General features: G+C 61.8%; 11 protein-coding genes. 10 read left to right on the top strand and 1 reads right to left on the bottom strand.

What is annotated here, in order from left to right; all coding sequences use genetic code 11:
- Positions 1-79: 79 nt before the first annotated feature.
- The gene (gene nadB, locus ACFY9W_RS16595) at positions 80-1,684 is read right to left on the bottom strand and encodes an L-aspartate oxidase (RefSeq protein ID WP_391132094.1); all 1,605 of its coding nucleotides are present in this window, start codon (positions 1,682-1,684) and stop codon (positions 80-82) included.
- A gap of 434 nt (positions 1,685-2,118) precedes the next feature.
- Between nadB and rpoE the strand changes: the two genes are divergently transcribed.
- From rpoE to pdxJ, 10 genes are all read left to right on the top strand, one after another.
- A complete protein-coding gene (rpoE, locus tag ACFY9W_RS16590) occupies positions 2,119-2,700 on the top strand; it encodes an RNA polymerase sigma factor RpoE (protein ID WP_003252049.1) in 582 nt (193 codons plus the stop codon).
- A 31-nt stretch (positions 2,701-2,731) separates the two neighbouring features.
- Positions 2,732-3,322 (top strand): RseA family anti-sigma factor, encoded by a 591-nt coding sequence (locus tag ACFY9W_RS16585; protein ID WP_391132092.1) that lies wholly within the window; start codon positions 2,732-2,734, stop codon positions 3,320-3,322.
- 12 nt (positions 3,323-3,334) lie between these two features.
- Entirely contained in the window at positions 3,335-4,300 is a 966-nt protein-coding gene (locus tag ACFY9W_RS16580; protein WP_391132090.1) for a MucB/RseB C-terminal domain-containing protein, read from the top strand.
- Between the two features lie 209 nt (positions 4,301-4,509).
- Positions 4,510-5,913 (top strand): Do family serine endopeptidase, encoded by a 1,404-nt coding sequence (locus ACFY9W_RS16575; protein WP_391132229.1) that lies wholly within the window; start codon positions 4,510-4,512, stop codon positions 5,911-5,913.
- A 181-nt stretch (positions 5,914-6,094) separates the two neighbouring features.
- Entirely contained in the window at positions 6,095-7,894 is a 1,800-nt protein-coding gene (gene lepA / locus ACFY9W_RS16570; RefSeq protein WP_233690152.1) for a translation elongation factor 4, read from the top strand.
- A gap of 5 nt (positions 7,895-7,899) precedes the next feature.
- Positions 7,900-8,754: a signal peptidase I gene (lepB, locus tag ACFY9W_RS16565; protein WP_049276347.1), complete on the top strand. Its 855-nt coding sequence runs from the start codon at positions 7,900-7,902 to the stop codon at positions 8,752-8,754.
- A gap of 163 nt (positions 8,755-8,917) precedes the next feature.
- Positions 8,918-9,607: a ribonuclease III gene (rnc, locus tag ACFY9W_RS16560; protein ID WP_391132087.1), complete on the top strand. Its 690-nt coding sequence runs from the start codon at positions 8,918-8,920 to the stop codon at positions 9,605-9,607.
- Positions 9,600-10,502, top strand: a complete 903-nt coding sequence (gene era / locus ACFY9W_RS16555; RefSeq protein ID WP_391132085.1) for a GTPase Era — start codon at positions 9,600-9,602, stop codon at positions 10,500-10,502. Before rnc ends, era begins: the two co-directional genes overlap by 8 nt.
- 170 nt (positions 10,503-10,672) lie before the next feature.
- Positions 10,673-11,356 (top strand): DNA repair protein RecO, encoded by a 684-nt coding sequence (gene recO / locus ACFY9W_RS16550; RefSeq protein ID WP_391132083.1) that lies wholly within the window; start codon positions 10,673-10,675, stop codon positions 11,354-11,356.
- 61 nt (positions 11,357-11,417) lie between these two features.
- Positions 11,418-12,140: a pyridoxine 5'-phosphate synthase gene (gene pdxJ, locus ACFY9W_RS16545; protein WP_391132227.1), complete on the top strand. Its 723-nt coding sequence runs from the start codon at positions 11,418-11,420 to the stop codon at positions 12,138-12,140.
- The last annotated feature ends 105 nt before the right edge of the window (positions 12,141-12,245 follow it).

The raw sequence follows: 12,245 nt of genomic DNA, 5'->3' as shown, positions 1-12,245 counted from the left end.
CCCACAGGTGCTGTGCAAGGCTGCAAGGCATTGGCTACCTGTGGGAGCGGGCAAGTCCGCGAAGGCCGTTACGCCGACCTCAGAGCGGACTGAGGATGGTGTCCTTGGCCTCGTCCAGCATGCCCGGGTAATCCAGCGTGTAATGCAAGCCACGGCTTTCCTTGCGCTGCATCGCCGACAAGATCATCAGCTCGGCCACCTGCGCCAGGTTGCGCAGTTCGATCAGGTCACGGCTGACCTTGTAGTTGCTGTAGAACTCGTCGATTTCGTCCAGCAGCAGGCGAATGCGGTGCTGGGCCCGTTGCAGGCGCTTGCTGGTACGCACGATGCCCACGTAGTCCCACATGAAGCGCCGCAACTCGTCCCAGTTGTGCGCAATGATCACGTCTTCATCCGAATCGGTCACCTGGCTGGCATCCCAGCCGGGCAGCGCCTTGGGCATGGCCACTTGCTCCAGGTTCGCCTCGATGTCGGCAGCTGCGGCACGCCCATAGACGAAACACTCCAGCAGCGAGTTGCTGGCCATGCGATTGGCGCCGTGCAGGCCGGTGAAGCTGGTTTCGCCAATGGCGTACAAGCCGGGTACGTCGGTGTGGCCACGGTCGTCGACCATCACCCCGCCGCAGGTGTAGTGCGCTGCCGGTACCACCGGGATTGGCTGGCGGGTAATGTCGATGCCAAACGTCAGGCAGCGCTCGTACACGGTAGGGAAGTGGCCCTTGATGAAGTCGGCCGGCTTGTGGGTGATGTCCAGGTACACGCAGTCCACGCCCAGGCGTTTCATCTCGTGGTCGATGGCGCGGGCCACAATGTCGCGCGGCGCCAGTTCTTCGCGCGGGTCGAAACGTGGCATGAAGCGCTCGCCATTGGGCAGGCGCAGCAGCGCGCCTTCGCCGCGCAGGGCTTCGGTGACCAGGAAACTCTTGGCCTGTGGGTGGTACAGGCAGGTCGGGTGGAACTGGTTGAACTCCAGGTTGGCCACCCGGCAACCGGCCCGCCAGGCCATGGCAATGCCATCGCCGCAGGCGCCGTCGGGGTTGCTGGTGTACAGGTAGACCTTGGCCGCACCGCCGGTGGCCAGTACGGTGAAACGGGCACCGAAGGTGTCCACCTCGCCAGTGTTGCGGTTGAGCACATAGGCCCCCAGGCAACGTTCGCCCGCCAGGCCCAGGCGGCGTTCGGTGATCAGGTCGACCGCCACGCGCTGCTCCAGCAACTGGATGTTCGGGCGCAGGCGGGCCTGTTCCAGCAGCGTGGTGAAGATGGCTGCGCCAGTGGCGTCGGCGGCGTGGATGATGCGCCGATGGCTATGGCCACCCTCGCGGGTCAGGTGGAACTCGAAGCCGCCGTCGTCGACGCTGTAGTGCTCGTCGCGGGTAAAGGGCACGCCTTGCTCGATCAGCCACTGGATGGCTTCGCGGCTGTGCTCGACGGTGAAGCGCACTGCGTCTTCATGGCACAGGCCGCCGCCAGCGTTGAGGGTGTCCTCGACATGCGACTGAACGGTATCGGTGTTGTCCAGCACGGCGGCAACGCCGCCCTGGGCCCAAAAGGTCGAGCCGTTGGCCAGGTCGCCCTTGCTGAGCACGGCAACGCGCAGGTGGCTGGGGAGGTTAAGTGCCAGGCTGAGACCGGCGGCACCGCTGCCGATCACCAGGACATCATGTTGGAATTGTTGGCTCATGTCGGGACACTAGTAATCTTTAGAGGGGGCGCGGCACAATAGTCACGCGCAGATGGCATTGTGAAACTATCGTTAAACTTGGCCGGGATGCCTTTATAGCAGCCCCGGGTGGCCAATTTCCATGCCACTTGCCGGGTCGCGACAACCTTTGTGGGAACTTTCCGACATTGCCGGAAATCCTATGAAGGCTGTCCGCACGTCACAATTTGCCGCGGCGACGCAGGGTGGCAGGCCTGTCCGGACTGCTTCTGCGTATTCAGAACCTGATTATCGACGTAGCCGGCCGTGACCGTGCCGCGTCTTCCGTGCAAGCCGACCAAGGGCTGCAGGAAACTTGCTTGGAGGGGAGAACTTTTGCGTAAAGCCCGAGTCTATGGTTGCAAGCCTGAACGATGGCTGTTGCAACGCTCCTTCGAGTTCACTGAGGAGTGTTCATGCTAACCCAGGAAGAGGATCAGCAGCTTGTCGAGCGTGTTCAGCGCGGTGACAGGCGAGCGTTCGATCTGTTGGTGCTGAAGTATCAGCACAAGATTCTCGGGTTGATCGTGCGGTTCGTTCACGATACCCACGAGGCCCAGGATGTAGCACAGGAAGCCTTCATCAAGGCCTACCGTGCGCTTGGCAATTTCCGCGGTGACAGTGCGTTTTATACCTGGCTGTACCGCATCGCCATCAACACGGCGAAAAACTACCTGGTGTCCCGTGGAAGACGGCCGCCAGACAGTGATGTGAGCTCCGAGGATGCGGAGTTTTACGACGGCGATCATGGTCTCAAGGATCTCGAGTCCCCAGAGCGCTCGTTGTTGCGGGATGAAATCGAAGGCACTGTCCATCGCACCATCCAGCAACTGCCCGAAGACCTGCGTACGGCCCTGACCCTGCGCGAGTTTGACGGGCTGAGTTACGAGGACATTGCCAGCGTCATGCAATGCCCGGTGGGTACCGTGCGCTCTCGAATCTTTCGCGCTCGGGAGGCCATAGATAAAGCCCTGCAGCCGTTGTTGCAGGAAACCTGAGACAGCGGCGACAGCCAAGAGAGGAACCGCCATGAGTCGTGAAGCTTTGCAGGAATCGCTGTCCGCGGTGATGGATAACGAAGCGGACGAACTGGAACTGCGTCGGGTGCTGAGCGCCGTCGACGACGCTGAAACCCGTGCCACCTGGTCGCGCTACCAGGTTGCCCGGGCAGCCATGCACAAGGAGCTGCTGCTGCCCAACCTGGATATCGCCTCGGCGGTTTCTGCGGCGCTGGCTGATGAAGCCGTGCCGGCCAAGGTCAAGAAAGGCCCGTGGCGCAGCATTGGCCGCCTGGCGGTCGCGGCTTCGGTCACCGTGGCCGTGCTGGCTGGGGTACGCATGTACAACCAGGACGAGATCACTGGCGCGGAGCTTGCCGCCCAGCAACCAGCCCAGCAAGGTCTGAGCGTGCCACAAGCACAGGGCCCAGCTGTTTTGGCAGGCTATAGTGAGAGCAGTGAGCAACCGACCGGGCCGATGGCCAACGGCGTGCTGCAGAACCAGGCCGGCTGGGATCAGCGTCTGCCGGGCTATCTGCGCCAGCATGCCCAGGAGTCTGCGCTCAAGGGCACTGAAACGGCATTGCCGTATGCCCGCGCCGCCAGCCTGGAAAACCGCTAAGTAAGGAGGATCATGCGCGCGCTACCTCTCCTGTCGCTGCTGATTGGCAGCTGCATGACGGTGCCAGCATTGGCGGCCAACTCTTCGCCCCAGGCGAGTGAGTGGTTGAACAAGCTGGCACAGGCCGAGCAAAAGCAGAGCTACCAAGGCTCTTTCGTCTACGAACGCAACGGCAGCTTCTCTTCCCATGACATCTGGCACCGGGTAGAGGCCGGCAAGGTCAGCGAGCGGCTGTTGCAGCTCGATGGCGCCGCCCAAGAGGTCGTGCGCGTGGACGGGAAGGTGGAATGTGTCAGTGGCGCCTTGGTGAGCAGTGTGGCGGCACCGCCAGACACCGCGCCGCGTGTGCTTGATCCGCTGAAATTGATGGGCTGGTACGATTTGAGCGTGGCGGGCAAGTCACGGGTCGCCGGGCGCGACGCCGTGATCGTGACGCTCACGCCACGCGACCAGCACCGCTATGCCTTCGAACTTCATCTGGACCGTAATACCGGCCTGCCACTGCGCTCGTTGATGCTCAACGACAAAGGGCAGTTGCTGGAGCGCTTCCAGATGACCCGCCTTGATACCGATCAGGTGCCCAGCGAGGATGACTTGCGCCCCAGTGCTGGCTGCAAGCCGGTGCAGCATGTTGCGGCTGCCAGCAATGGTGCCGTCGCCGGCTGGCGTTCGGACTGGCTGCCGCCCGGGTTCGAGTTGGTCAACAGTTCGGTGCGTCGTGATCCCAAGCTCGACAGCGCGGTCAGCAGCCTGATGTACGACGATGGCCTGGCGCGCTTTTCGGTGTTCCTTGAACCTGTGAAGGATGATGGCGGTACCGACATGCGTACGCAGCTGGGCCCGACCTCCGCGGTTTCGCGCCGCCTGAATACGCCAAAGGGCAAGGTCATGGTCACCGTGGTCGGCGAAATTCCGCTGGGTACGGCAGAACGCGTCGCGTTGTCGATGCGCCCTCAGGATGCCCAGGCACGCCAGTGATGGCGTGCTTTACCGGGCTGTGCCAAGGCGGGCTGGCATACGGCTGAAATGAAATTAAAGCATTGTCATTTGCAATCCACCGGCAAATTTTCTATAGGTCAGGCTTTCAGGAGCCTGGCCTTTCCTGCGTTGTGCAGGGGTCTTTCTAAACTACCGCTCGTTGTGACGGGAGTCGTATGTCAACACCACGCTTGAAATCCTACCTATCGATGTTCGCCGCCGTGCTGATGCTCGGCCAGGTGCTCACCGCCCAGGCCGAAGAAGCCCTGCCGGACTTCACCACGCTGGTCGAGCAGGCCTCGCCGGCCGTGGTCAACATCAGTACCAAGCAGAAACTGCCGAACCGCGTCGCTTCCGGGCAGATGCCTGACCTGGAAGGCCTGCCGCCGATGTTCCGCGAATTTTTCGAGCGCAACATGCCGCAGCAGCCTCGTTCGCCGCGTGGCGACCGTCAGCGTGAGGCCATGTCGCTCGGCTCGGGCTTCATCATTTCCAGCGATGGCTATGTGTTGACCAACAACCATGTGGTAGCCGATGCCGACGAGATCATCGTCCGCCTGTCGGACCGCAGTGAGCTGCAGGCCAAGCTGATCGGCACCGACCCACGTACCGACGTGGCCCTGCTGAAAGTCGAAGGCAAGAACCTGCCCACGGTAAAGCTGGGTGACTCCGAGAAGCTCAAGGTGGGCGAGTGGGTGCTGGCCATCGGTTCGCCGTTCGGCTTCGACCATTCGGTGACCAAAGGTATTGTCAGCGCCAAGGGCCGTACCCTGCCAAACGACACCTATGTGCCGTTCATCCAGACTGACGTGGCCATCAACCCGGGTAACTCCGGCGGCCCGCTGTTCAATATGAAGGGCGAAGTGGTGGGTATCAACTCGCAGATCTTCACTCGCTCCGGTGGCTTCATGGGCCTGTCGTTCGCCATCCCGATCGACGTGGCCATCGACGTGTCGAACCAGCTGAAGAAAGACGGCAAGGTCAGCCGCGGCTGGCTGGGCGTGGTGATCCAGGAGGTCAACAAGGACCTGGCTGAATCCTTCGGCCTGGACAAACCGGCCGGCGCCCTGGTGGCCCAGGTACTGGAAAACGGCCCGGCAGCCAAGGGCGGCCTGCAGGTGGGTGACGTGATCCTGAGCATGAACGGTCAACCGATTGTCATGTCGGCCGACCTGCCGCACCTGGTCGGCAGCCTGAAAGATGGCGAGAAGGCCAAGCTGGAAATCATCCGTAACGGTAAGCGCCAGACCCTGGATGTAGCCGTGGGTGCGATGCCGGATGACGACGCCGACATTGGCACCGGTGCCGGTGCCGACGGCAGCGCCGAGCGCAGCAGCAACCGCCTGGGTGTATCGGTCGCCGACCTGACCGCCGAGCAGAAAAAATCCCTGGAGCTCAAAGGCGGTGTGGTCATCAAGGAAGTGCAGGATGGCCCGGCAGCGCTGATCGGCCTGCGTCCGGGTGATGTCATCAGCCATTTGAACAATCAGGCCATCGGTTCGGCCAAGGAATTCACCGAAATCGCCAAGGAACTGCCGAAGAACCGTTCGGTGTCGATGCGCGTGCTGCGTCAGGGCCGCGCCAGCTTCATCACCTTCAAGCTCGCTGAATAAGCGGTCTGGCAAGGAGAAAAGGGCAGCTTCGGCTGCCCTTTTTCATGATTATTCACAATTGCAGGGGTGTTTGCTGTGTACAGTCGGACAGAGGAATCTCCCATATCCCAGCAGCTTAAGGTACAATTCCCGGCTATTTTTCGGCGGGCGTCCGGCTCGCAGCCTTTTCGAGTGTTGACCCGTGAGTGATTTGAGTCATATCCGCAATTTCTCCATCATCGCCCACATCGACCATGGCAAGTCGACGCTGGCCGACCGTTTCATCCAGATGTGCGGTGGCCTGTCGGCGCGCGAAATGGAAGCCCAGGTGCTCGATTCCATGGACCTGGAGCGTGAGCGCGGTATCACCATCAAGGCCCACAGCGTCACGCTTCATTACAAGGCGCAGGACGGCAAGACCTATCAGCTGAACTTCATCGACACCCCTGGCCACGTCGACTTCACCTACGAAGTCTCGCGCTCGCTGGCGGCCTGTGAAGGTGCGTTGCTGGTAGTGGACGCCGGCCAAGGCGTCGAGGCCCAGTCCGTGGCCAACTGCTACACCGCCATCGAGCAGGGCCTGGAGGTCATGCCGGTCCTGAACAAGATGGACCTGCCCCAGGCCGACCCGGACCGCGTCAAGGACGAGATCGAGAAAATCATCGGTATCGATGCTACCGACGCCGTGGCTTGCAGTGCCAAGAGCGGCATGGGCGTGGACGAGGTGCTCGAGCGCCTGGTGCAGACCATTCCAGCTCCGGAGGGCGAGATCGATGCCCCGCTGCAGGCGCTGATCATCGACTCCTGGTTCGATAACTACCTGGGCGTGGTCTCGTTGGTGCGCGTGCGCCAGGGCCGCGTCAAGAAAGGCGACAAGATCCTGGTCAAGTCCACCGGCAAGGTGCACCTGGTCGACAGCGTGGGCGTGTTCACCCCGAAACACACCCAGACCGCTGATCTGAAAGCCGGCGAAGTAGGCTTCATCATCGCCAGCATCAAGGACATTCACGGTGCCCCGGTAGGTGACACCCTGACCCTGTCCTCGACCCCAGAGGTCGAAGTGCTGCCAGGCTTCAAGAAGATCCAGCCGCAGGTGTACGCCGGCCTGTTCCCGGTCAGCTCCGACGACTTCGAGGACTTCCGCGATGCACTGCAGAAGCTGACCCTGAACGACTCGTCGCTGCAGTACATGCCGGAAAGCTCCGACGCCCTGGGCTTCGGCTTCCGTTGCGGCTTCCTCGGCATGCTGCACATGGAGATCATCCAGGAGCGCCTGGAGCGCGAATACGACCTGGACCTGATCACCACCGCGCCTAGCGTGATCTATGAGCTGGAACTGAAAACCGGCGAAACCATCGTCGTCGACAACCCGTCCAAGCTGCCGGACGTTTCTGCTGTTGCCGACTTCCGCGAGCCGATTGTCACCGCGACCATCCTGGTGCCGCAGGAGCATCTGGGCAACGTCATCACCCTGTGCATCGAGAAGCGTGGCGTGCAGCGCGACATGCAGTTCCTCGGCAGCCAGGTGCAGGTGCGTTACGACATGCCGATGAACGAAGTGGTGCTGGACTTCTTCGACCGCCTCAAGTCCACCAGCCGCGGCTACGCGTCACTGGACTATCATTTCGATCGCTACCAGTCGGCCAACCTGGTCAAGCTGGATGTACTGATCAACGGCGACAAGGTCGATGCCCTGGCATTGATCGTGCACCGCGACAACGCGGCCTACAAAGGCCGTGCGTTGACCGAAAAGATGAAGGAACTGATCCCTCGGCAGATGTTCGACGTGGCGATCCAGGCAGCCATTGGCGGCCAGATCATCGCGCGTACAACCGTCAAGGCGCTCAGAAAGAACGTACTGGCCAAGTGCTACGGTGGTGACGTCAGCCGTAAGAAGAAACTGCTGGAGAAGCAGAAGGCCGGTAAGAAACGCATGAAACAGGTCGGCAACGTGGAAATCCCACAAGAAGCCTTCCTCGCCGTGCTCAGGTTGGATAGCTAGGTCCTATGTCGCTAAATTTCCCGCTGTTGCTAGTCATCGCCGTCTTCGTCTGCGGCCTGCTGGGCTTGATCGACCTGCTGTTCCTGGCCCCGCGCCGGCGTGCGGCAATCGCCAACTACCAGGGCAGCGTCAGCCAGCCCGAGATGGCCGTGGTCGAACGCCTGAACAAGGAGCCGTTGCTGGTCGAGTACGGCAAGTCGTTCTTTCCGGTGCTGTTCATCGTACTGGTACTGCGCTCGTTCCTGGTCGAGCCGTTCCAGATCCCTTCGGGGTCGATGAAGCCGACCCTGGAAGTGGGCGATTTCATCCTGGTGAACAAGTTCTCGTACGGTATTCGCCTGCCGGTGATCGACAAAAAGGTCATCGAGGTCGGTGACCCGCAACGCGGTGATGTGATGGTGTTCCGTTACCCGAGCGACCCGAACGTCAACTACATCAAGCGTGTAGTCGGCCTGCCGGGCGATCAGATCCGTTACACCAACGACAAGCGGCTGTTCGTGAATGGCCAGCCGATTGCCGAACAACTGGTGGGTACCGAACCGGGCACCCTGGGCAGCGCCGAGCTGTACAAGGAAAAGCTCGGCGAGGCCGAACACCTGATCCGCAAGGAGATGAGCCGTTATCGCATGCCGCCGGACCAGCAGTGGACAGTGCCGGCAGGCCATTACTTCATGATGGGCGACAACCGCGACAACTCCAACGACAGCCGTTACTGGGATGACCCGAACATTCCCAAGGAACTGCACGGCATGGTTCCGGACCGGAACATCGTCGGCAAGGCCTTCGCAGTCTGGATGAGCTGGCCAGAGCCCAAACTCAGCCACTTGCCCAACCTGTCGCGGGTCGGCCTGATCCATTGATACCCATCGGCGCTGTCCAGCAGACAGCGCCGAATGCATTTCTGACATAGGCTGTGTTCTCAGGGATCGGGAGATTCGCCGCAGATCGCGCGGCGGGCCACAGCCAAACAGTCTTTCAGGATGTTGATTTGAACAACGCGTTGAACAACGAACGGGTGGCCGCATGAGTGCTTCCCTTGCACCTCTGGAGCGAAAGCTCGGTTACACCTTCAAGAACCAGGACCAGATGCTCCTGGCGCTGACCCATCGCAGCTACGCCGGGCGCAACAATGAGCGCCTGGAGTTTCTCGGTGACGCCATTCTCAACTTCGTCGCCGGCGAAGCGCTGTTCGAGCGCTTCCCGCAGGCCCGTGAAGGCCAGCTGTCGCGCCTGCGCGCGCGCCTGGTCAAGGGTGAGACCCTGGCCCGTCTGGCGCGTGGTTTCGACTTGGGCGATTACCTGCGCCTGGGCTCGGGAGAGCTCAAGAGTGGCGGCTTCCGTCGCGAGTCGATCCTGGCCGACGCCCTGGAGGCACTGATTGGTGCCATCTACCTGGACGCCGACATGGACACGGCCCGGGAGCGCGTGCTGGCCTGGCTGGCTGATGAGTTCGAAGGCCTGACCCTGGTCGATACCAACAAGGACCCGAAAACCCGCCTGCAAGAGTTTCTGCAATCGCGCAGCTGTGAGCTGCCGCGTTACGAAGTAGTGGATATCCAGGGTGAACCGCACTGCCGTACCTTCTTCGTAGAATGCGAAGTGGTGCTGCTGAACAACAAGAGCCGTGGTCAGGGCGTTAGCCGGCGTATTGCCGAGCAAGTCGCCGCCGCGTCTGCACTGATCGCCCTGGGCGTGGAGAATGGCAATGACTGATAACAACCCGACTCGCTGCGGCTACGTGGCCATTGTCGGCCGCCCCAACGTGGGCAAGTCGACCCTGCTCAACCATATCCTCGGCCAGAAACTGGCGATTACCTCGCGCAAGCCGCAGACCACCCGCCACAACATGCTCGGCATCAAGACCGAGGGTGACGTGCAGGCGATCTACGTGGATACCCCCGGTATCCACAAGGCCAATGACAAGGCCCTGAACCGCTACATGAACCGCAATGCGTCGGCTGCCCTGAAGGACGTCGATGTGGTGATCTTCGTGGTTGACCGCACCAAGTGGACCGACGAGGACCAACTGGTGCTGGAGCGTGTGCAGTATGTGACCGGCCCGGTGATCATCGCGGTCAACAAGACCGACCGCATGGAAGAGAAGGCCGAGTTGATCCCGCACCTGCAGTGGCTGCAGGAGCAACTGCCGAACGCTGAGGTGATGCCGATCTCCGCGCAGCAGGGGCATAACCTGGAGGCGCTGGAAGCCCAGATCGCCAAGCATCTGCCGGAAAACGACCATTTCTTCCCGGAAGACCAGATCACCGACCGCAGCAGCCGCTTCCTGGCTGCCGAACTGGTGCGCGAGAAGATCATGCGCCAGTTGGGTGCGGAGCTGCCGTACCAGATCACCGTGGAAATTGAAGAGTTCAAGCAGCAGGGCCACGTGCTGCATATTCACGCGCTGATCCTGGTAGAACGCGACGGCCAGAAGAAAATCATCATTGGCGACAAGGGCGAGCGCGTGAAGCGCATCGGCTCCGAGGCGCGCAAGGACATGGAGGTGCTGTTTGACTCCAAGGTCATGCTCAACCTGTGGGTCAAGGTGAAAGGCGGCTGGTCCGACGACGAGCGCGCCCTGCGTTCGCTGGGCTACGGCGACCTCTAAGTAATGCTCTTGGGGCCGCTATGCGGCCCATCGCAGGCAAGCCAGCTCCCACACCGACAGCATCGACTTCAAGTCATGTGCAGTACCTGTGGGAGCTGGCTTGCCTGCGATGGGCTGCACAGCAGCCCCAATTAGCAGTATTGCCGGGGCGCAGGTAACGAGTGAACTTTATGGAACAGCCAGTCGGCCAACCGGCCTACGTCCTGCATAGCCGTGCCTACAAGGAAACCAGCGCGCTGGTGGACTTCTTCACGCCGCAGGGCCGCATGCGTGCCGTACTGCGCCGTGCGCGCGGCAAGGGCGGCAGCCTGGTGCGGCCGTTTGTGCCGCTTGAGGTAGAGCTGCGCGGCCGCGGCGAGTTGAAAAATGTCGGGCGGATGGACAGCGCCGGTATCGCTGCCTGGTTGAACGGCGATGCGTTGTTCAGCGGTCTGTACCTCAACGAACTGCTGATGCGCCTGCTGCCCGCCGAGGCGCCGTTCCCGGCCCTGTTCGAGCACTACACCCTGACCTTGCAGGCGCTGGCAGCCGGGCGCCCGCTGGAGCCGCTGCTGCGTTCGTTCGAATGGCGGCTGCTGGATGAACTCGGTTATGCGTTTTCCCTGAACCACGACGTGAACGATCAACCGATCGCACTCGACGGCCTTTACCGTTTGCGTGTGGATGCCGGCCTGGAGCGGGTCGAACTGGTACAACCCGGGCTTTTTCGCGGCACCGAACTCCTGGCGCTGGCGGAAGCTGACTGGGACGCACCCGGCGCCTTGCTCGCCGCCAAGCGCCTGATGCGCCAGGCCTTGGCCGTTCACCTGGGCGCAAAACCGCTGGTCAGCCGGGAACTGTTTCGCAAGCGCTGATCACGACGTATGCTGTGGGGCTCAACCTTCAGGAGAGCCTTTCGTGACTCACAGCAACCGCATGCTTCTTGGCGTAAACATCGACCACGTGGCGACCCTGCGCCAGGCCCGGGGCACGCGTTACCCTGACCCGGTCAAGGCAGCCCTGGACGCTGAAGAGGCCGGCGCCGATGGCATCACCGTGCACCTGCGTGAAGACCGCCGGCATATCCAGGAGCGTGACGTGGTGCTGCTCAAGGATGTGCTGCAGACGCGCATGAACTTCGAAATGGGCGTCACCGAAGAGATGATGGCCTTTGCCGAGAGGATCCGCCCGGCACACATCTGCCTGGTTCCCGAAACCCGCCAGGAGCTGACCACCGAAGGTGGCCTGGACGTGGCAGGGCAGGAAGCGCGGATCAAGGCGGCCGTGGAGCGGTTGTCGCGTACCGGTGCCGAGGTGTCGTTGTTCATCGATGCTGACGAGCGGCAGATCGAGGCCTCGCGCCGGGTGGGCGCGCCAGCTATCGAACTGCACACCGGGCGTTACGCCGATGCCGAAACCCCGACTGAAGTGGCTGAAGAGCTCCAGCGTATTGTCGATGGCGTGGCCTTTGGCGTGGGGCAGGGGCTTATCGTGAATGCCGGCCATGGTCTGCATTACCACAACGTCGAGGCAGTGGCGGCGATCAAGGGCATCAACGAGTTGAACATTGGCCACGCGCTGGTGGCGCACGCCCTGTTCGTTGGCTTCAAGGCCGCAGTGGCCGAGATGAAGGCGCTGATCGTGGCGGCTTCGCGCTGATTTAAAGGTCGCCTGTACCGGCCTCTTCGCGGGCACGCCCGCTCCCACAGGTACAGCACAAGTCTCAGGGCTTATGGAGATCTTGTGGGAGCGGGCAAGCCCGCG

It is taken from the genome of Pseudomonas sp. NPDC008258, assembly GCF_042956345.1.
In the GTDB taxonomy this organism is placed as follows: Bacteria; Pseudomonadota; Gammaproteobacteria; order Pseudomonadales; family Pseudomonadaceae; genus Aquipseudomonas.
Note: the sequence above shows the minus strand (reverse complement) of the source record. Positions and strands in the feature narration are given on the sequence as shown.